This is a genomic window from Qipengyuania pacifica (assembly GCF_019857205.1).
GTDB classification, from domain to species: domain Bacteria; phylum Pseudomonadota; class Alphaproteobacteria; order Sphingomonadales; family Sphingomonadaceae; genus Qipengyuania; species Qipengyuania pacifica.
Genome location: NZ_JAHWXO010000007.1, coordinates 102,973 through 121,807, shown reverse-complemented (window position 1 = coordinate 121,807; position 18,835 = coordinate 102,973). Strand labels below are relative to the sequence as shown.

17 protein-coding genes, 1 tRNA gene and 1 riboswitch are annotated in these 18,835 nt (G+C 60.3%); of the genes, 14 read left to right on the top strand and 4 right to left on the bottom strand.

The window, feature by feature from the left end:
* The first annotated feature begins 15 nt into the window (after positions 1-15).
* The gene (locus KYK83_RS12325) at positions 16-2,481 is read left to right on the top strand and encodes a fimbria/pilus outer membrane usher protein (protein WP_222828459.1); all 2,466 of its coding nucleotides are present in this window, start codon (positions 16-18) and stop codon (positions 2,479-2,481) included.
* Positions 2,482-2,561: 80 nt separating this feature from the next.
* On the opposite strand, the gene KYK83_RS12320 is transcribed toward KYK83_RS12325, so the two are convergent.
* Together KYK83_RS12320 and msrA are read right to left on the bottom strand one after the other, a co-directional pair.
* Positions 2,562-3,140 (bottom strand): TMEM165/GDT1 family protein, encoded by a 579-nt coding sequence (locus KYK83_RS12320; RefSeq protein ID WP_222828458.1) that lies wholly within the window; start codon positions 3,138-3,140, stop codon positions 2,562-2,564.
* A 2-nt stretch (positions 3,141-3,142) separates the two neighbouring features.
* Positions 3,143-3,329, bottom strand: a riboswitch (yybP-ykoY riboswitch).
* A 244-nt stretch (positions 3,330-3,573) separates the two neighbouring features.
* Positions 3,574-4,110, bottom strand: coding sequence for a peptide-methionine (S)-S-oxide reductase MsrA (msrA, locus tag KYK83_RS12315; protein WP_222828457.1), 537 nt, complete (start codon positions 4,108-4,110; stop codon positions 3,574-3,576).
* Positions 4,111-4,215: 105 nt separating this feature from the next.
* On the opposite strand from msrA, the gene KYK83_RS12310 reads away from it, so the two are divergent.
* Both KYK83_RS12310 and aguB read left to right on the top strand, forming a co-directional pair.
* Positions 4,216-5,067 (top strand): class I SAM-dependent methyltransferase, encoded by an 852-nt coding sequence (locus tag KYK83_RS12310; protein ID WP_222828456.1) that lies wholly within the window; start codon positions 4,216-4,218, stop codon positions 5,065-5,067.
* Between the two features lie 38 nt (positions 5,068-5,105).
* Complete coding sequence (gene aguB, locus KYK83_RS12305) at positions 5,106-5,969, top strand: N-carbamoylputrescine amidase (protein WP_222828455.1); 864 nt, start codon at positions 5,106-5,108, stop codon at positions 5,967-5,969.
* 22 nt (positions 5,970-5,991) lie between these two features.
* On the opposite strand, the gene KYK83_RS12300 is transcribed toward aguB, so the two are convergent.
* Positions 5,992-7,413 (bottom strand): M20/M25/M40 family metallo-hydrolase, encoded by a 1,422-nt coding sequence (locus KYK83_RS12300; protein WP_222828454.1) that lies wholly within the window; start codon positions 7,411-7,413, stop codon positions 5,992-5,994.
* A 53-nt stretch (positions 7,414-7,466) separates the two neighbouring features.
* On the opposite strand from KYK83_RS12300, the gene folK reads away from it, so the two are divergent.
* From folK to KYK83_RS12250, 10 genes are all read left to right on the top strand, one after another.
* Positions 7,467-7,952 (top strand): 2-amino-4-hydroxy-6-hydroxymethyldihydropteridine diphosphokinase, encoded by a 486-nt coding sequence (gene folK, locus KYK83_RS12295; RefSeq protein WP_103024469.1) that lies wholly within the window; start codon positions 7,467-7,469, stop codon positions 7,950-7,952.
* Between the two features lie 68 nt (positions 7,953-8,020).
* Positions 8,021-8,096 (top strand) — tRNA-Lys (locus tag KYK83_RS12290).
* 56 nt (positions 8,097-8,152) lie between these two features.
* Positions 8,153-9,265: an S-(hydroxymethyl)glutathione dehydrogenase/class III alcohol dehydrogenase gene (locus KYK83_RS12285; protein WP_196847646.1), complete on the top strand. Its 1,113-nt coding sequence runs from the start codon at positions 8,153-8,155 to the stop codon at positions 9,263-9,265.
* On the top strand, positions 9,265-9,975 hold the full coding sequence (locus tag KYK83_RS12280) for a CoA transferase subunit A (RefSeq protein ID WP_222828453.1): 711 nt from the start codon (positions 9,265-9,267) through the stop codon (positions 9,973-9,975). The genes KYK83_RS12285 and KYK83_RS12280 overlap by 1 nt, the downstream gene beginning before the upstream one ends.
* Positions 9,975-10,616, top strand: a complete 642-nt coding sequence (locus KYK83_RS12275) for a CoA transferase subunit B (RefSeq protein WP_221597243.1) — start codon at positions 9,975-9,977, stop codon at positions 10,614-10,616. The genes KYK83_RS12280 and KYK83_RS12275 overlap by 1 nt, the downstream gene beginning before the upstream one ends.
* Before the next feature lie 2 nt (positions 10,617-10,618).
* Entirely contained in the window at positions 10,619-11,476 is an 858-nt protein-coding gene (fghA, locus tag KYK83_RS12270; protein ID WP_222828452.1) for an S-formylglutathione hydrolase, read from the top strand.
* A gap of 76 nt (positions 11,477-11,552) precedes the next feature.
* On the top strand, positions 11,553-13,013 hold the full coding sequence (locus tag KYK83_RS12265; protein WP_222828451.1) for a TolC family protein: 1,461 nt from the start codon (positions 11,553-11,555) through the stop codon (positions 13,011-13,013).
* A complete protein-coding gene (locus KYK83_RS12260; protein WP_222828450.1) occupies positions 13,006-14,757 on the top strand; it encodes a type I secretion system permease/ATPase in 1,752 nt (583 codons plus the stop codon). Before KYK83_RS12265 ends, KYK83_RS12260 begins: the two co-directional genes overlap by 8 nt.
* Positions 14,754-16,145, top strand: a complete 1,392-nt coding sequence (locus KYK83_RS12255) for an HlyD family type I secretion periplasmic adaptor subunit (RefSeq protein ID WP_222828449.1) — start codon at positions 14,754-14,756, stop codon at positions 16,143-16,145. The genes KYK83_RS12260 and KYK83_RS12255 overlap by 4 nt, the downstream gene beginning before the upstream one ends.
* A 44-nt stretch (positions 16,146-16,189) precedes the next feature.
* Positions 16,190-16,705 (top strand): DUF421 domain-containing protein, encoded by a 516-nt coding sequence (locus KYK83_RS12250; RefSeq protein WP_222828448.1) that lies wholly within the window; start codon positions 16,190-16,192, stop codon positions 16,703-16,705.
* Here the strand turns inward: KYK83_RS12250 and KYK83_RS12245 are convergent.
* Positions 16,702-17,385, bottom strand: a complete 684-nt coding sequence (locus KYK83_RS12245; RefSeq protein WP_103024478.1) for a queuosine precursor transporter — start codon at positions 17,383-17,385, stop codon at positions 16,702-16,704. The genes KYK83_RS12250 and KYK83_RS12245 overlap by 4 nt on opposite strands.
* Before the next feature lie 126 nt (positions 17,386-17,511).
* On the opposite strand from KYK83_RS12245, the gene KYK83_RS12240 reads away from it, so the two are divergent.
* Positions 17,512-18,825 carry a NupC/NupG family nucleoside CNT transporter gene (locus KYK83_RS12240; RefSeq protein ID WP_222828447.1) on the top strand — a complete coding sequence of 438 codons (1,314 nt, stop codon included), beginning with the start codon at positions 17,512-17,514 and terminating at the stop codon, positions 18,823-18,825.
* Positions 18,826-18,835: the final 10 nt, after the last annotated feature.

The following is an 18,835-nucleotide window of genomic DNA, read 5'->3' as shown; positions in this document are numbered from 1 at the left end:
GGGCCCCAGGTTCGTATGAACCGCCAGATACTCGCTGCTGTCCTGCTTGCCGGTTGCCTCGTTCCCCAAGTGGGGAATGCGCAGCCCGCTGCCCAGGTGCGCGCTCGCGTGGTGATCGATCCGGGCCCCGATGGCGATCAGGTCAATCCTACCGGGCGAACCTTCGTCCTGACGGCACCCCTGCTCGATGGCGAAACCTATATTGGCGACACGACCCTAACGCTCGAGCCGGGCGGGCAGGCAAGCTTCGCGGCAGAACGCCTGCTGGCGCTGCTGGAGCCGCGCATCGCACCGCAGCTCGTCGAACGGTTGCGCTCCCGGTTGGCCCAGCAGGGTCAGATAGGGCGATCCGATCTCGAAGCTGTCGGCATCGCGATCCGCTATGATCCGCAATCGCTGCAACTGATCCTTGATATCGCCCCTGCAAGCAGGGCGAGCCGGTCGCTGACGTTGGGCAACGAAGACGAGCGCGGGGTGGTCAACTATGTCGCGCCAGCCGATTTCAGTGCCTATCTCAACATACGCGGTTCGCTGGACTGGGTTCAGCAGGGTAGCGACGAAGGGCTGGCGCCGCCCATCACCTTTCTCGACGGAGCGGCGAGGCTGGGTGGCGTGGTGCTGGAAAGCGAAGCCAATTGGCAGGCCAGCGCGCCAGGGCCGGATTTTCAGCGCCGCGGAACGCGGCTGGTCTACGATGATCGACGCAATCTTCTGCGCGCATCGGCCGGGGACCTGCGCACATTGGCCCGCGGATTTCAGGCGGCACCGGAGATCAGCGGTCTTTCGGTTTCGCGCTTCTACTCCCTCCTCGATCCGCAACGGATCATCCGTCCGCGCGGCAGCCGCAGTTTCCGTCTGGATCGTCGTTCACAGGTGGAAGTGCGGGTTAACGGACAGCTCGTTCGGCGGCTGGAACTCGATCCGGGCACGTTCGACCTGACCGATTTCCCTTTTGCCCAAGGGTCCAATGACGTCGAGCTGACCATAACCGATGATACCGGACGCAGCGAAACCGTCGATTTCGACATTTTCCTCGATCAGGCACAGCTTGCCGAAGGTCTTAGCGAATTCGGGCTTTATGCCGGCGTGCTCGCACCATTGGGTGGGCGCGGTCCCGTGTATAGCGACGACCTCGCCTTCAGCGGCTTCTATCGGCGCGGTATCAATGACCGGTTGACACTTGGCGCGAATGCGCAGGCAGATCCCGACGGTTGGATGGGCGGTGTCGAAGCGGTTGTCGCAACTCCAATCGGGTCTCTCGGCGGGTTCGCCTCCGCCTCGCACAGCGAAGGCGTCGGCTCGGGTTGGGCATCGATCCTTACGTTTCAGCGGACTATCGCGCGCAATACTGCCGGCGGCGCTGACGTTCTGTCAGCCTCCATCGAGACACGAAGCCGGAACTTCTCCCCGATCGGTACCGGCTTGCCGTTCAATCCCTATCGCTACATCGCCGGGGCAAGCTACAGCGACACGGTCTATGCCGGCTTGGATGCGCGCTATTCGCGCGGCCGGGATGACGAACCCGATGTCGGCAGTCTGCGCGCCACCGGTGGTTGGCAGATCTCGCCCCGGCTGAACCTGACTGGCGATTTCGGATATGACCGGGTGGGCGGGCAAAACCGGCTCAGCGCGTTCTTCTCGCTCGTCTTCCGTTTCGATCGCAGTTCAAGCCTGCGCGCCGATTACGACAGCCGCGGCGACCGCAAACGCCTGACCTACCAGACGTACCACGGGACGGGGACCGGGGCCTATAATTTCAGCGCCGATATCGAACACAGCGACGTCGGCATAGTGACCGGCGCCAATGGCACGCTGTTCAGCAACCGGGCCGAACTGGGCTTCAGTCATTTTGGCGCGTTCGAAGGTGATCTCGGCGGATCGACGAGCCAGAGGACATCCCTTCGGTTCGGCACTGCCCTGGCTGTCGCAGACGGTGCATTTTCGGTCGGACGGCCCATCCAGGACAGTTTCGCCATCGTCAGTCCACATGCCTCGCTGCGTGGAACCGACATACTGATAGAACCGACCGGGCGCTCGGCCGCGGCAAACAGCGGCGCATTGGGTACCGCCCTGCAGCCCAGCCTGAGCAGCTATAGCGAACGTAACCTGCTGATAACTGCTCCCGATGCGCCCCTGAATACGGATCTGGGTGAAGGTTCCTTCCGGCTCCTTCCGCCCTATCGCGGAGGATACCGCCTGACTGTCGGCTCGGACTATATGGCGAGCGTGGTCGGGCGTTTGCTTAACGGCGATGGCGAACCGATTTCGCTTCTGTCTGGCGTCGCGATCGAGGATGCCCATCCCGAACGGGAACCCGTTGCGCTATTCACCAACTCGGCCGGCCGTTTTGGTGCGACCGGCCTTGCTCCCGGCCGCTGGACGATCGTACTGAACGATGCCGACCAGACGACCTTTGCCTTCACCATCGCCGAAGACGTCGATCAGACGGTCGCGCTCGGCGATTTGGTCCCCGCCGAATAGGGTGGCACGGGAAACCGGTTAATGCTGCGCGGGCGTTTCCTGGGCGTTGCCACCACTGCGAAATGAATCGCAAGCTCCAATCAGGAGATGCCCGGCAGTGCCGCGGCCGCGATGACCCACAGGCCTATCGCAAGGAATAGCAGCGCCGCAATAATCCGTACCGCTTTCAACGAGACGCGCTCTACGATGGCATTGCCGAAATAGACCGCCGGCACATTGGCCAGCATCATGCCAAGCGTCGTGCCCAGCGTGACCAGAAGGACGCTCTGGAACTGCGCCCCCAGGGCGATGGTGGCAACCTGCGTTTTGTCTCCGATTTCGACAATGAAGAACGCGATGGTGGTTGTCAGGAATGCCCCGAACCGCGGAGCCTTGGGTTGTTCATCGTCGTCCAGCTTGTCTGGCACAAGCGTCCACAGGGCCATTGCGATGAAGCTTGCTCCGACGGCATAGCGAAACCACGGACCTTCCAGAAAGCTGGCGACGGATTGGCCAACGAAAGCTGCAATCCCATGGTTTGCCAAGGTGGCGACCAGGATGCCGAAAACGATCGGCAGAGGTTTGCGAAATCGCGTTGCAAGCACAATGGCAAGGAGCATGGTCTTGTCGCCGATTTCGGCGAGCGCAACCACGGCGGTCGAAGTGAGAATGGCTTCCACAGGGTATCTCCGGGCCGGGCTTCAAGACTTCAACGGCACCGGACCTTCCGCCCGGCCGGACGAAAGTCAGGTGCCATTGGTCTTGCCCGAACGGATGCTCGAACCCCTGCGCCACGGCCTCTCGGCCGAGTATGTTGACGCGAGGGAACCGCACTGAATGCGGCGGGCTACTCCCCAGATGACGGTGGTTGGCTAGCAGCGACCCATCCGGCGCGCAAGGTAGGCCGGTACAGAGCTCGCATCATTACCGGCTTTCCTACTCGCTGCCCCGCGTGTCAGCGTATTCTCCATGCCTATCCCGCCCTGCCAGAATCGCAAAAAACCACCGTCGGACGAGAATTATCCGGCGGTGGTTTTTTTGCTCTTGGACTGTGTAACACCCGGTCCATGTCTCAGCTTTGCGGCTGCAAAGCTGAGCAGCCGGCCGTTCGAATCAGGCGTCTTCCTTCAGATACTTCTGAAAGCTTTTGCGCAGTTTCATCAGCTTGGGCGGGATAACTGCAAGGCAGTACGGATTCCGCTGGCCTTCGCCATCCCAGTATTCCTGATGGTAATCCTCCGCCGGGTACCATTCGCCGCTCTCGATGGTGGTGACGGCCTTCTGTCCCTCGTGTTCGTCGTTCCATCGCGCAATCGCGGCCCTGGCTTCCTCTTCCTGCCCTTCGAGTGGGAAGATCGCACTGCGATACTGGGTGCCGACATCGTTGCCCTGCCGGTTCAGCTGGGTCGGATCATGCGTGCCCAGAAAGACGTCGTAAAGCTGGGCCAGCGTGATCTGCTCGTCGTCGAATGTGACACGCACGCCTTCGGCATGGCCGGTATTGCCCGTGCAGACCTCCTTGTAGGTCGGGTTCGCCTGGTGCCCGCCGATATAGCCGCTCTCTACTTCGCTGACGCCGATCACGTCTTTCATCACCGCTTCGGTGCACCAGAAGCACCCGCCGGCAATGATCGCCTGCTGTTCTGCCATGTCATCAAACTCCTTGTTGGATACCAAGATAGGAATCCGTCCCGCGCTTGTCATCGTGCAGTTGCACGTGCAGGACATCACCGATCCATTCGAGGGAGAGATCAGATGCGTTACCTGCTCGCCGCCACAGCGCTGGCATTCGGCGTTCCTGCCGTTGCCGACGATCAGAAATTGCCCGATCCCGCGGCCTTTGCAGCGACTCATGCCGAAGCCATATCCGGCGCGATCAATCATCCCAGCCGCGCCGACGATCGCGCGCGTGATCAGTATCGTCACCCTTCCGAAACCCTCGCATTCTTCCGCGTCGCACCGGACATGAAAGTCGGTGAATATGCGCCCGGCGGCGGCTGGTACACGCGTGTGCTCGGGCATTATCTGGGCGGTGAGGGGCAGCTCGTCGGATTGTATTACGATCCCACCAGCGGTCCCTTCGACGCCGAAGCGCAGCAGCGCATCCGCGCCGGGGCCGCCGGCTTTCCTGCCGAAGCTGCCGAATTCACCGGGCTTCCGGCAGAACATTTCTCGGCCATGACGCTTGATGCCGTGCCGGAAGGCGAAGCGGGCACGTTCGATCGCATCCTCGTCATTCGCATGCTCCACAACATGATGCGCTGGAACAATGCGGACAGCGAAATCAAGACCATGCGCGGCCTGCTCAAGCCGGGCGGGATGCTTGGCATCGTCCAGCATCGCGCGCCCGAAGATGCCAGCGCCGACTATGCCAACGGCTCGAAAGGCTATTTGCGACAGGACGATGTCGTGGGCTTCGTGGAGGCCCTGGGCTTCGAATTCGTCGGCAGCAGCGAGGTGAACGCAAATCCGCGCGATCCGGCCAATTGGGAAGACGGCGTATGGATGATGCCGCCAAGCCTCGGGGGCGATGATGCGATGGACGCGCAAACCCGCGATCTGGGTGAAAGCGATCGCATGACGCTGCTGTTCCGCAAGCGGGACTGATCATTGCCTGACGCGCGACGGTTGCTTATCTGGCGCCCATGAGAGAACTGACCGTCGCCGTCCTGCAATTGCCGCTCGCCCGTCCCGATGCGGCAGACAATATCGCCGCCGTCTCGAAACTGGTGGAAGACGCGGCGGCCAAGGGCGCACAGATCATCCTGCCGCCCGAACTGTTCGCGGGGGAATATTTCTGCCGGGAGGAGGAGGAGGACCTCTTTGCTCTTGCTCACCCGACCGGCGAAAGTCCCAGCGTCATTGCCATGCAGGAAATCGCCGCAAGATTAAAGGTGGCCATTCCGACAAGCTTCTTCGAACGTGACGGCCAGCATTACTACAACACGCTCGCCATGATCGGCCCGGATGGCGAAATCATGGGGACTTATCGCAAAAGCCATATTCCCGATGGACCGGGCTACGAAGAGAAATACTACTTCCGCCCGGGCAATGACGGGTTCAAGGTATGGGATGTGTTCGGCGCGCGTATCGGCATCGGCATCTGCTGGGATCAATGGTATCCCGAATGTGCTCGCGTCATGGCGCTGAAGGGGGCCGAAGTGCTGTTTTATCCGACTGCCATCGGCTCAGAACCTTACGATGCAGATCTCGATACCAGCCGCATGTGGCGTCGTGCGATGATTGGTCATGCGGTGTCCAATTGCATGCCCGTCTGCGCGGCCAATCGTATCGGACACGAAGGTCCCGCGGATCGTCAGCAGAGCTTCTATGGCCACAGTTTCATCAGCGATGAATGGGGCGATCTGGTCGAGGAATTCGGCGGTTCGTCACATGGTGTCCTCGTCGCAACGCTCGACCTCGACCGCGCACGAAAACATCGTGCGGGCATGGGCTTCTTTCGCGATCGGCGTCCCCAGCTTTACGGGCGCATCTGCGAGGATATCTGACGGCGGGCTGTGCGCCCCCGCGTTATCCGCCTGCCAGTTCCTTGAGTATGATCGTCCAGTGATCGAGGCCCGAATAGAATGCATCGACACTCGCCCGCTCGTTGAGGCCATGCGCATACATGTCCTGCGATCGGCTGGCCCCTCCGCTTATGGCGACCGTATCGTAGCCTAACGTGCGGTAATGCATCCCGTCGGTACCGCCCGATTCCATATAGGGAATGATGGGTATGTCCTTGCCGTATCGTGCGGCGAGGCTTTTTGCCACCGCTGCCCGGACATCGTCCCGGAGAACAGAGACGGGGCTTTCCGTCACCTCTGCCATCAGCTTGAACGAAACATTGTCGTTGCCGATGACGCGGGCCAGTTCGGCTTGGGTCTTCTCGACCCCGATGCCGGGGAAAATGCGGCAGTTCACGGTCGCCGTCGCGCTCTGCGGCAAGGCGTTTTCCGCATGCCCAGCGCGCAGCATCGTCGCAACGCAAGTCGTGCCGAGCGTACCCACCGTCTCGGGGTTCGACTGAAGCGTGGCGACGGCTGCCGGATCTTCAGGGTTTTCCGCAAAGGCCCGCATGGCATTGCCCAGTTCGCCCGGCACGCTCTGGCCAAGGGCTGCAAAATAGCTTCGTGTCAGCGGTGTCGCCTGAACTGCGAATTTGTGATCGGCCAATTTCAGAAGCGCTGCCGACAGTTCATAGATGGCATTGTCGGAGCGCGGCCGCGAAGAGTGGCCGCCTGGATTGGTCACGGTAAGCTCGAACGTCGCAAACGTTTTTTCTGCAGCCTGAACACGCATGGCCAGCGGCTTGAACTCGTCGTCCAGCGCCGTTCCGCCGGCATCGGAATTCAGCACGAAAGCAGGGTCGGCGTTCTCTGCGATCCACTTCGCCTGTGCGCGGGTGGAAACCATGCCGGTTTCCTCATCACCAGAGAAAGCCAGGTAGAGATCCCGGTTGGGCGTCCAACCTTCATTTTTCAGCCGTATGAAAGTGCCTACGAGATTGGCGACGCCATACTTGTTGTCCATCGTTCCGCGCCCGAAGAAATAACCGTCTTCTTCGGTCAGAGTGAAGGGATCGCGATCCCAATCCTCCGGCAGAGCATCCACCACGTCCATGTGAGCCAGCATCACGATCGGCTTGTCGCCCGATGATCCGTCACCGCGATATCGCACGATAAGCCCCTGCGTCAGTTCGCCGTCGCTGTCGTAGTCAGTGACCATCAGGTCTTCCTGCGCGAAGCGAGCGTCGGACAGACGCTTCGTGAGGTACGCGACCATGTCATTCACCTGCTGATGACCGCGCGCCGTACGAAAGCCTATTATGTCGCGATAGATGTCATGGACCATCTGCTGGTGATCGGTCAGTTGACGCGTTTCGGTATCCTGAGCCGCAATTGGGCCCGCCGAAGCCAGCGCGCCCGCCAGAAGAAATGCCTTTACCCTCATCGCCTGCCCCTCCAGTTGGCTATCACGCGGCGGGACGCTAGGACGGAGCCTTCATGGAGGCAAGCAAGCATCGCTACCTGATTGCACTGGGGTCGAACCGGCGCGTACCCCAGATCGGTGCCCCGCGCGCAGTGCTTGATGCGGCGGTGGCAGAACTGGCCGAGGAAGGCTGGGAGGTCGAAGCCGTCTCGTCTTGGGTGGATAGCGTGCCCATCGGCCCTTCGCAGCGGCAGTATGCCAATGGCGCTGTCGTAATCAGTGGCGATCTCGATCCCACCGAGACGCTGGAACACCTTCAATCAATAGAGGAAAAGTTCGGACGCGAGCGGCGCGGGCAGAGGTGGCGATCGCGCACACTCGATCTCGACATCGTTCTTTGGAGCGGCGGGGCCTGGCATTCGACAACTCTTTCGATCCCGCATCCCCTGTTTCGAGAACGTGAATTTGTGTTGCGCCCGGCGGCCGAAATTGCAGCGGATTGGCGAGACCCTGTCTCGGGCCACACCCTGCGTCAGCTCGCCAGAAGAAGTTTCCGCTGACCTGCGCCAAATCTCGCATGACCCGCTTGACCGCCCGCAAAGGCGCCCCTAGGTGGCACGCCGTGGTCGGGCCGTTAGCTCAGTCGGTAGAGCAACTGACTTTTAATCAGTAGGTCGCTGGTTCGAACCCAGCACGGCTCACCACCACTATCCGCACCGAGGCCGGAGTGCCGGCACCAACTACCGGAGCCGACATTCCCATGAAAACCCGCGCCGCCGTCGCTTTCGCCCCCAAGCAACCACTCGAAATCGTCGAGTTAGACCTGGAGGGACCAAAGGCGGGCGAAGTGCTGGTCGAGATCATGGCGACCGGTCTCTGCCACACGGATGCGTATACGCTCGATGGATTGGACAGCGAGGGGATCTTTCCCAGTGTCCTGGGTCATGAGGGCGCAGGAATCGTGCGTGAAGTCGGCGCCGGCGTCACGAGCGTCTCGCCCGGCGACCACGTCATTCCGCTTTACACCCCCGAATGCCGCCAGTGCAAATCGTGCCTGAGCGGCAAGACGAACCTTTGTACCGCGATCAGGGCCACTCAGGGTAAGGGCTTGATGCCCGATGGTACGACGCGCTTTTCCTACAAGGGCGAGCCGATTTTCCATTATATGGGCTGCTCGACCTTCTCGAACTTCACTGTCCTGCCCGAAATCGCGGTCGCCAAGATTCGTGAGGATGCCCCCTTCAAGACGAGCTGCTATATCGGCTGCGGTGTCACAACGGGCGTCGGCGCAGTGACCAATACGGCCAAGGTCCAGGTTGGTGACAATGTCGTGGTCTTCGGCCTGGGCGGGATCGGTCTCAATGTCATTCAGGGTGCGCGGCTCGCCGGCGCCGGCATGATCATCGGCATCGACATCAATTCTGATCGCGAAGAATGGGGCCGCAAGTTCGGAATGACCCATTTCCTCAATACCAAGGGTATGAGCCGGGACGAAGTGGTGGCCAAGGTCGTCGAGATGACGGACGGAGGAGCCGATTACACCTTCGACTGTACGGGTAATACGGAGGTGATGCGCACGGCCCTGGAGGCTTGCCATCGCGGCTGGGGTACATCCATCGTCATTGGCGTTGCCGAAGCGGGCAAGGAAATCTCCACCCGGCCCTTCCAACTGGTGACCGGTCGCAACTGGCGCGGCACGGCGTTCGGCGGAGCCAAGGGCCGCACCGATGTTCCGAAAATCGTCGATTGGTACATGGACGGGAAGATCGAGATCGACCCGATGATCACTCACGTTCTCAGCCTAGAGGACATCAACAAGGGGTTTGACCTTATGCATGCAGGTGAAAGCATCCGCAGCGTGGTGGTGTTCTGATGGCCGGCAAGATCTATTCTGACGCCGCCGCGGCGCTCGACGGGGTGCTGCGCGACGACATGCTTATCGCAAGCGGTGGCTTTGGCCTCTGCGGAATTCCGGAGCGCCTGCTCACCGCTATTCGTGATAGCGGGGTCAAGGGGCTCACTTTCTGCAGCAACAACGCCGGCATCGACAATGAAGGCATCGGTATGCTGTTGCGCACCCAGCAGGTGAAGAAGATGATTTCTTCCTATGTTGGCGAGAACAAGGAATTCGAGCGGCAATTCCTTTCCGGCGAGCTGGAGGTCGAATTCTGCCCGCAGGGCACGCTGGCCGAACGCATGCGGGCAGGTGGGGCGGGCATTCCCGGTTTCTACACCAAGACTGGCGTCGGCACACAGGTCGCTGAAGGCAAGGAGCACAAGGGTTTCGACGGCGAAACCTATATCCTCGAACATGGGATTTTCGCCGACCTCGCAATCGTGAAGGCATGGAAGGCCGACGAAACGGGCAATCTCGTTTTCCGAAAGACCGCTCGTAACTTCAATCTCCCCGCCGCAACGTGCGGCAAGGTCTGCGTCGTCGAAGTCGAGGAAATCGTGCCGACCGGTAGCCTCGATCCCGACTGCATTCATTTGCCCGGGGTCTACGTCCAGCGCATGATCGTTGGGTCACCTTATGACAAGAAGATCGAATTTGTGACGACCCGCGAAAGGGAGGCCGCATAATGGGCTGGGATCGCAACCAGATGGCCGCCCGCGCGGCCAAGGAACTGGAAGACGGATATTACGTCAACCTCGGCATCGGTATCCCGACGCTGGTGGCCAACCACATTCCTGACGGCATGCATGTAACGCTGCAGAGCGAGAACGGCATGCTCGGCATCGGACCATTCCCTTACGCCGGTGAGGAAGATGCCGATCTGATCAATGCTGGTAAGCAGACCATCAGCGAACTTCCACATAGTGCCTATTTCGATAGTGCTGCCAGTTTTGCCATGATCCGCGGCGGGCACATCGATCTGACTGTGCTCGGTGCGATGGAAGTCGCTCAAAATGGCGATATCGCGAACTGGATGATCCCCGGCAAGATGATCAAGGGCATGGGCGGCGCGATGGATCTTGTGGCCGGCGTCAAGAAGATCATCGTTGTTATGGAGCACACCGCCAAGGACGGAAGCCCGAAGTTCATCTCCGAATGCACGCTGCCTCTGACAGGGCAGAACGTGGTCGACATGATCGTGACGGATCTCGCCGTATTCCAGCGGCCCGACCATGACAGCGCATTTCGTTTGATCGAACTGGCGCCGGGCGTGACCGCCGAGGAAGTAGCCGAAAAGACGACCGCGCAGTACGAAGTCGCTCTCTAGGGATGGCTACCGCATTGGAAACAGTCGAGGAGCACCGTAGCCACGGCGGCATTCAAGGCGTCTATCGCCACGCCTCTTCTAGTACCGGCACCGATATGACGTTCTCGGTGTTTGTACCCGAACACAAAGAAGGCACGAAGCTGCCGGTCCTGTGGTTCCTTTCCGGACTTACGTGCACCCACGCCAACGTCACCGACAAGGGCGAGTTTCGTGCTGCCTGCGCCGAACATGGGATCGTCTTTATTGCGCCGGACACCTCACCGCGCGGCGAGAACGTGCCCGATAATGAAGCATATGATTTCGGCCAAGGGGCCGGGTTTTATGTCGACGCTACGCAGGACCCCTGGGCAGAGCATTTCCGCATGCGCAGCTATATCGAACAGGAACTGCCGGAGCTGCTTGGCGAGCACTTCCCCATCGATATGGAACGTCAGAGTATCACGGGCCATTCGATGGGCGGTCACGGCGCGCTGACTGTCGCACTCCGCAACGCGGACCGCTTTCGTTCGGTCAGTGCATTGTCGCCGATCGCAAGTCCGATTGCATGTCCGTGGGGAGAAAAGGCGCTTGGCGGGTATCTCGGGGCGGATCGCCAGGCTTGGCGTGAATATGACGCCTGCGCACTGATAGAAGACGGTGCGAGATTGCCTGCGCTCCTAGTGGATCAAGGCACGGCCGATGGCTTTCTCGAAGAGCAGCTCAAGACCGAACTGCTGATTGAAATCTGCGAAAAAGCCAGCATGCCCGCAGACATCCGGTTCCAGGATGGGTACGATCATTCGTACTACTTCATTTCGACATTCATGGCCGAACACGTGGCCTGGCATGCGCGACATTTGAAACAGAGCGGCGTCGAGTAGCACTCCCCACGGCATAAAAGCTCTGCCGCGCCCGATGACTGTGGCTTTGCGGGATTTCCCTGCTAGACATGGCGCGATGGGATCTGTGGGAGGCATCATCGGAACGTTTGGCGGCGCGGCTGCCCTGGCACTGTTCGCCTGTGCGTCACCTTCTCGTGCCCAAGAGGCTGGCGAAGATATCCCGGCCTACAGCAACGCAACCGATTTGCCCTCTCCGGTCGCCGACCCCCTCGATGTCGACTTCAGTTCAGATCCCATTCTGGCACTTGGCTCGTCCTCTGCCGATCCGGGGCAGTTTCGCCGCATCGTAGTCGCAGCCGTTGAACAAAACGCTTCCAGTCGTGAAGCCGATGCCAATGTCGCCGTGGCGTCTGCACAACTCGACGAGGCGGAAGCAGGCCGGTTGCCCACCGGGGATGTCACGGTCAGCTCCTACCGGACAATCGCTCGTAATTTCAGCGACGACCCCTTCAACATCATCGAACGTTCGCGCGCGACGCGCCGTACCGATGTATTGGGCGAGGTCGAGTACGTGCTGCTCGACTTCGGCGCCACTTACTATGGTATCGCCGCGGCCCAGGCCCGTCTCACTGCCACGGGGCATGAGCGGGAAGCAGCGGTTTCTGGGACGATTACGCAGTTCGTGTCTGTCTGGTACGCCGTGTTCGCATATCAATCTCTGGTCAGACTGGGTGAGAGCTTCGTATCTTCGCAGGCCGACATACAGGATGCGGTCGAGCGCCGGATTGCACAGGGTGCATCCGCGCGCAGCGACCTCGCTCGCGTCGCTTCGCTAAGAGCGCAAGGCGAAATCCGTCTTGCGCAGTTTCGCCGCCAACTTGCGAGTGCAGAAGCGAGGTTCGAAGAACTCAGCGGAATCGCGCCGCCTGCGCGCCTTCTCCGGGCGCCGCAACTGGTCGATGGCGCGATCAGCCGCGACTACGCTATCAACGCGGCCCAGGCGATACCCGAGGTCCGCAGTGCGGAAGCACAGGCCAGGGCAGCTCAGTCCGAAGCGAAAGCGACCGAAGGTGCCAATCAACCGCGTGTGGCCGCACGTCTCGATGCCGGAAGGTACGGCGTCTACGAGAACGATGGCGATTACGACGTTCGCGGTAGCATCAACCTTCGCTACCGCCTGTTTGGCGGCGGAGGAAATGCGCGACTGAGTGCCGCTCGTGCACGGGCGGATGCGGCCGATGCCGCTGCAGATCGAGTGCGACAGGAGGCCGAACGCGACGCTGCGGTGACGTGGGCCGATGTGCGTGCGCTGGAAGACCAACTGATCGCCCTCGATGCTGCCTATAAATCCTCGCGTCAGACACGCGATGTCGTTGTCACGCGGTTCGGCGCGCTGCGCGGTTCGTTGTTCGATGTTACCGAAGCCGAAAGCGCATATCTTCAGGCCGCAGTGGCCTACATCGAGGGATTGTCCCAACTCGATGCCGCTCGTTATTTGCTGCTTGCCCGTACCGGACGGTTGCTGGAAGCCTTCGACGTGGACGATTTGGAGAACGGGGTGATGGTTGATGGCTGACGAACCAATAGTACAGGTTCCCGGCAAGAGACTGGCCGACTGGCTCGCCGATCCGATCCGCGCCAACTGGCGTACATATTCCAAAGTCGCGTTGGCGGCGACTTTGATCAATCTGTTCGGTCTTGTCACAGCCCTCTTCACGATGACGGTTTATGACCGGGTTGTGCCGAACGCCGCGTTCTCCTCGTTGGCGGCATTGTCGATCGGTCTCGCCATCATTGTCATTTTCGACTTCGGCTTGAAGCTGCTGCGGGCGTATTTCGTCGATCACGCTGGCATGAATATCGACCGCGAAGTCGGCGAAAGGGTCTTTGGGCGCCTGATCGAAATGAGGCTCGAACTGCGTAAGGGGTCGACTGGCCAGCTCACCGGGCTCATGCGCGAACTGGAAACGATGCGTGATTTCTTCGCATCTGCCACTTTGGCGGCAGTTGTCGATGTGCCTTTCATCATAATCACCCTGATCGTGGTGGCATTGATTGGGGGCTGGGTCGTCCTGGTACCGGCAATCATGGTGCCGATCGTCATTCTGGTTGGCCTCTCGGCTCAACCTGCGCTGCAGCGGCTTTCTGCCCGCGCCATGGAGGAAGGGCTGCAGAAGCAGTCGGTACTGGTCGAAACGGTCGGCAGTATCGAGGCGGTCAAGACTGCGGGTGCGCGCCATCTGTTCGAACAGCGCTGGAACCGCGCGGTCGATGGGCATGCGCACGTGTCTTTGAGGCAGCGTCTGATTGCCTCCGTCGGCACAACCTTCGCCACATCTGCGGCGACCATCAGCTATGCGGGGGTGGTAATAGTGGGCGTGTTTGCCGTGGCCGACAATCGGTTGACGCTGGGTGGTCTGATTGCCTGCTCGATACTCGCTGGCAGGGCGATCGCTCCGTTGACGCAGATATCGCAGCTTGTTTCGCGAATAACCGCAACGCGGACCGCGTATCGCCAGGTGCGTGAGCTTATGGAGCGTCCGCCCGAAGGGCCGGATACAAATCCTATCGAGCTGGCCAATCCGCTCGGCGCAATCGAATTGCGCAATGTCAGTTTCCAATATCCCGGTGCGGCGTCAAAAGCGCTCGATGGAGTAAGCTTGGCGATAAAGCCGGGCGAACACGTGGCCCTCATCGGCCGCGTCGGCTCGGGCAAATCGACGCTCGCTCGGATGGTGCTCGGCCTTTATCCCCCGCAGGACGGCATGGTCCTGCTCGACGGCTTGGATATCGCTCAGCTTGATCCCAATTCTCTGCGTAAATCGGTATCTTCCGTGCTGCAGGAACCGTCGCTGTTTTCAGGTACAATCCGGGAAAATATTGCCTTGGGCAGACCCAAGGTCGATGACGAAGAAATGCTGAGGTCCGCCAGAATTTCAGGAACGGATCTTTTCGCAAGTCGAATTCCCCGGGGGTACGACATGAGGCTCGTCGACAGAGGGGAGGGATTGTCTGGTGGGCAACGGCAGTCGATCGCCATCGCCCGCGCTCTTGCTGGCAAGCCTCCCGTCCTGGTCATGGACGAGCCGACCAGTGCGATGGATGCTCAGACCGAAGCTGACCTGATAGACCGTTTGAAGGACGAACTTAAAGGTCGCACGTTGATCGCAGTCACCCATCGACAGCCGTTGCTGGCCCTCGTCGATCGAGTGATCATCGTCGCTGATGCCAAAATACGAGCCGACGGACCGCGCGACGAAGTGTTGGCTCAACTGGCGCAGGGCAATCAGCAAACTCGCGCCGTGGAGAAAAAATCGTGACTGCGCGTGCTGGCGAATCTGGCTCGACCCATTCACCCGCCTCTGATCACGAGGTCGACCGTCCGATCGAGCAAAGTGATCGGGAAACTGAAGAATTGCAAGGTATCGAGAAGATCATCGAGGGTCTCGAACCTTCGGTGGTTTCCCGTATCCTCTTTTGGGGAATTCTCGGCTTCTTCGCCCTCCTGTTTTTGTGGGCAGCGTTCGCCGAAATAGACCGCACCGTGCGCGGGCAGGGCAGGGTGATCTCGAGCAGCGAGCTGCAAGTCGTTTCCACCCTTGGGGGGGGTGTCGTCGAGGACATCTTCGTCAGGCAGGGGCAATCGGTGTCTGCAGGGCAGGAACTGCTTCGTCTTGACCCAACGGAAAGCGAGGCAAATCTCGGCAGTACATCCGCCACGGCAACTGCGCTGGAAATGAAGGTCGCACGATTGCGCGCTGAAGTTTCTGGCGGGTCGCCTCGTTTCCCGGCGCCAGCGGACGAGGAAGCTGCGCGCCAGCGCGAGATCGAGCGTGCGTTGTTTGCGTCCCGACAGGCCAATCTGGTCAGCGCCACCAGCGCAGCGCGCGCAGCGGTCGCCAGTGCGCGCCAATCAGTTGCAGAAGCCGAACGACGCGCGGATTCCTTGGCCAGCGCCGGTCGTGCAGCCAGGGATGAGGCAGAGATGCTGCGGCCGCTGGTTGAAAGCGGCATCGAACCCCGCCTCTCTCTTGTGCGGGCGGAGAGTCAGGCAACCAGCGCAGAAGCCGATTATTCCGGCGCTCTTGCTGCTATCGAACGCGCAAGGGCCAATGTTGCTGAAGCCGAGGCCAATTTGGCGCGAACGCTGCAGGATTGGCGCTCACGCGCGGGCGACGAACTCGCTGCAGCACAGGCCGAGTTGGGCGCGAACGAAGCTACTTTACCTGCTTTGGAGGAACGTCGCGAGCGAACGGCGGTTCGCGCTCCCGTTGCCGGAACAGTAAACCGCGTTCTGGTTACCACACGTGGGAGTGCGGTCGGATCGGGTCAGGAATTGGTTGAGATCGCACCATCGGACGATGCGCTTCTGGTGGAAGTGCGGATCCGTCCGCAAGATATTGCTACTGTCTATATCGGCCAGCCAGCGAAGGTTGGTATCACGGCCTTTGATCAAGCGGTCTACGGCAGTTTCGATGGAAAAGTGGAATCGATCTCGCCAGATTCGATCGTCGATGAAAGAGACGGCGGAATATATTATCTGGTCCGCGTGCGGACACAGGCTGAGGAAATTGAAACAACCCGCGGAGACCTTAGAATCGGAACCGGCATGGTCGCCGATGTCAGCCTATTAGGGGATAAGCGCACCGTGCTGGAGTATATCCTTACTCCGCTCAACCGCTTTTCCAGCAGAGTTTTCCGCGAATAGCGAAGTTCTCGGATAGCTTATCGCGCTTCAGGCGTTGAACGGGCATGATACTGGAAAACACGGTGCTGGATATCGCTGCGCGCGGCATCATTCTGTCTGCGGGAGCCATTTTTTGGGTCGTCATCCTGATCCGCATCAACGGTTTGCGATCCTTGTCCAAGATGACGAATTTCGATTTCGTCATGACCGTTGCCTTGGGCAGCTTGGTGGCTGGGGCGGCACAGGCCAGCAGCTGGAGCGGGTTTGCCCAGGCATCGGCCGGAATGCTCGGCCTGTTTCTGGTCCAGTTTATCGCTGCTTACATCCGCAAGACGTCGGATGTCGCAGAAGCGATTATGCAGAACGAGCCGGTCTTTCTGATGCGCAACGGCAAATTCCTGGAGGACGCGTTACGCAAAACCCGGGTGTCGAAAAGCGATCTGATCGCAAAACTGCGCGAGGCGAACGCGCTTGACCTTTCGTGCGTACGAGCGGTGGTTCTGGAAACCACGGGCGACGTTTCCGTACTGCACGGTGACGCTCTGGACGAAACCCTGATCGGGGATGTCCGGCGTCTCTAGCGCCGGTCCAGCCAGCGTGCAAAAGCCACGCCGCCTGTAATCAGAAACGGAACCAGCACGAAGCTGAGCGCCACCTTGGCGATGACTTGCCCGATGAGCAGATTGGTTATCTCGAATTGCCCGTAAAAGGCGAGCGTGATGAAGATGACCGAATCGATAGCTTGGCTGAGTGCGGAAGCAATTGCGCCGCGCATCATCAGCGAGACGGTTGAGGTACTCTGCGATGAGCCGCGTAGACGCGAAAAAATCCAGACATTGAGTAGCAGCGATACGATGTAAGCCGCGGGCCCGGCCATCCATACGCGCCACAGTGTAGCATGGACGCGCTCGAAAGCTGCGAGGTCCTCACCGCGGAACTCGACCATCTCTACTGAAGCAGGAAGATTCAGTACCAGTTGCATCAGTAGCGAAGCGATGAGCAGCGGAATGAACCCCCACCAAACGATCCTATTGGCGAGCTTTTCGCCGTACAGCTGTGCGATGGTGCTCGATATTACGACCAGCAGCAGAAAGGCGAAGATGCCGGATTCCACGGCCAGTTCGGTCGGCCACAACTGAACCTGCTTGTACGCGAGCACGCCTGCCAAGACGGTCATTCCCCCGTAGATCAAAGTGTAAACGAACAGGCCGAGCGGCATGGCGGCAGCAGCAGGCCGGATTTCGTTGGCGGGTTCTGTCATGGATGGATCTCGTGGAATTCGGGGACGGCGTGGCCATCGGTGAGCAGTGAAAATTGACTAATGGGACGGTGCAAGCAAGACAGCGGCTAATTTCATCCGCAACTTGTAGCGTCCGAAGGGAAGCCGATGTCGCCCATCTTTATCAATATTATCGGCATTCTGGCGATTTTGCTGGTCGCATTCTTGCTGTCGACCGGCAAGCGGAGGATCAAACTCAGGGTCGTCGGTGCAGCTTTCGCGCTGCAGACTCTGATGGCTTTTCTCGTACTGGCCACGAGCGGCGGGCGTGCCGTGATCCAAGGCATGGCCAATGGGGTGGCCGCCCTCCTTTCCTATGCGGACCAGGGAACGCAGTTTCTTTTCGGCCCGAACGAGACGAACCCGTTGGCGAACACCTTTGCACTGGGCGCGTTGCCGGTGATCATCTTTTTCGCAGCCTTGGTCTCGATCCTCTATTATCTCGGCATCATGCAGCGTGTCGTGCGTTGGGTCGGCGGTGCAATCGGCTGGGTGACGGGAATATCGAAGGTCGAATCGCTAGGGGCCGCGGCGAATATTTTTGTCGGCCAATCCGAAAGCCCGCTTGTCGTACGCCCGTACCTCGCCGCACTTGCGCCCTCTCGGCTGTTTACGCTCATGGCGGTGGGCATGGCCGGGGTCGCCGGTACGATCCTTGCCGCTTATGCCGGGCTGCTCGGCAATGCCTATCTGCCCTTTCTCCTGGCCGCCGCATTCATGTCTGCCCCTGGCGGCATATTGATGGCGAAGATCATCATGCCCGATGACGGCGAGCCCTCCCCCGAAGCGGAGGGTGAGTTGCCGTTGCCGCGTGGCCGGATCAGCGGCGAGGGGCCTGCCGCGCTCACCGAGAGCGAGAGGGAAGTGGAGATCGCAGAGACCTTCGAGGAGGGCGAGCGTCCGGCCAATGTCATCGAAGCCGCCGCGCAGGGCGCGCAAACCGGGGTCAAACTTGCGGTCGCCGTTGGCGCGATGGTCCTTGCATTCGTCGCGCTGGTAGCCATGGCCAATGGTCTTCTGGCGGGCGTTGGCGGATGGTTCGGCTATTCGGACCTCAGCTTCCAGAAGCTGCTCGGCTTCGTCTTCGCTCCCATGATGTATCTGATCGGCATTCCATGGGATCAGGCGGGCGCTGCGGGCGGACTGTTCGGGACGAAGATCGTGCTGAACGAGTTTGTCGCATTCATCGAGCTGGGGACGATCGGCCCCGAGGTCCTGACGGAACGCAGTCGCGCTATTATTACCTTCGCCTTGTGCGGTTTCGCCAATTTCAGTTCGATAGCCATTCAGATGGCTGTGACCGGCGGGCTCGCTCCCAACCAGCGGCCCGTCATCGCCAGGCTTGGTTTGCGAGCGCTTGCCGCCGGTTCTCTCGCCAACCTTATGAGCGCCGCGCTGGCAGGTCTTTTCCTACCGCATTAAAGGGCTTCGC

Bases quoted from the DNA above. Each gene is read 5' to 3' on its own strand.
- KYK83_RS12325 (WP_222828459.1), top strand. From the start codon at position 16: ATGAACCGCCAGATACTCGCTGCTGTCCTGCTTGCCGGTTGCCTCGTT.
- msrA (WP_222828457.1), bottom strand. From the start codon at position 4,110: ATGGCAGAACAGCAGGCGATCATTGCCGGCGGGTGCTTCTGGTGCACC.
- KYK83_RS12310 (WP_222828456.1), top strand. From the start codon at position 4,216: ATGCGTTACCTGCTCGCCGCCACAGCGCTGGCATTCGGCGTTCCTGCC.
- aguB (WP_222828455.1), top strand. From the start codon at position 5,106: ATGAGAGAACTGACCGTCGCCGTCCTGCAATTGCCGCTCGCCCGTCCC.
- KYK83_RS12300 (WP_222828454.1), bottom strand. From the start codon at position 7,413: ATGAGGGTAAAGGCATTTCTTCTGGCGGGCGCGCTGGCTTCGGCGGGC.
- folK (WP_103024469.1), top strand. From the start codon at position 7,467: ATGGAGGCAAGCAAGCATCGCTACCTGATTGCACTGGGGTCGAACCGG.
- KYK83_RS12285 (WP_196847646.1), top strand. From the start codon at position 8,153: ATGAAAACCCGCGCCGCCGTCGCTTTCGCCCCCAAGCAACCACTCGAA.
- KYK83_RS12280 (WP_222828453.1), top strand. From the start codon at position 9,265: ATGGCCGGCAAGATCTATTCTGACGCCGCCGCGGCGCTCGACGGGGTG.
- KYK83_RS12275 (WP_221597243.1), top strand. From the start codon at position 9,975: ATGGGCTGGGATCGCAACCAGATGGCCGCCCGCGCGGCCAAGGAACTG.
- fghA (WP_222828452.1), top strand. From the start codon at position 10,619: ATGGCTACCGCATTGGAAACAGTCGAGGAGCACCGTAGCCACGGCGGC.
- KYK83_RS12265 (WP_222828451.1), top strand. From the start codon at position 11,553: ATGGGATCTGTGGGAGGCATCATCGGAACGTTTGGCGGCGCGGCTGCC.
- KYK83_RS12260 (WP_222828450.1), top strand. From the start codon at position 13,006: ATGGCTGACGAACCAATAGTACAGGTTCCCGGCAAGAGACTGGCCGAC.
- KYK83_RS12250 (WP_222828448.1), top strand. From the start codon at position 16,190: ATGATACTGGAAAACACGGTGCTGGATATCGCTGCGCGCGGCATCATT.
- KYK83_RS12245 (WP_103024478.1), bottom strand. From the start codon at position 17,385: ATGACAGAACCCGCCAACGAAATCCGGCCTGCTGCTGCCGCCATGCCG.
- KYK83_RS12240 (WP_222828447.1), top strand. From the start codon at position 17,512: ATGTCGCCCATCTTTATCAATATTATCGGCATTCTGGCGATTTTGCTG.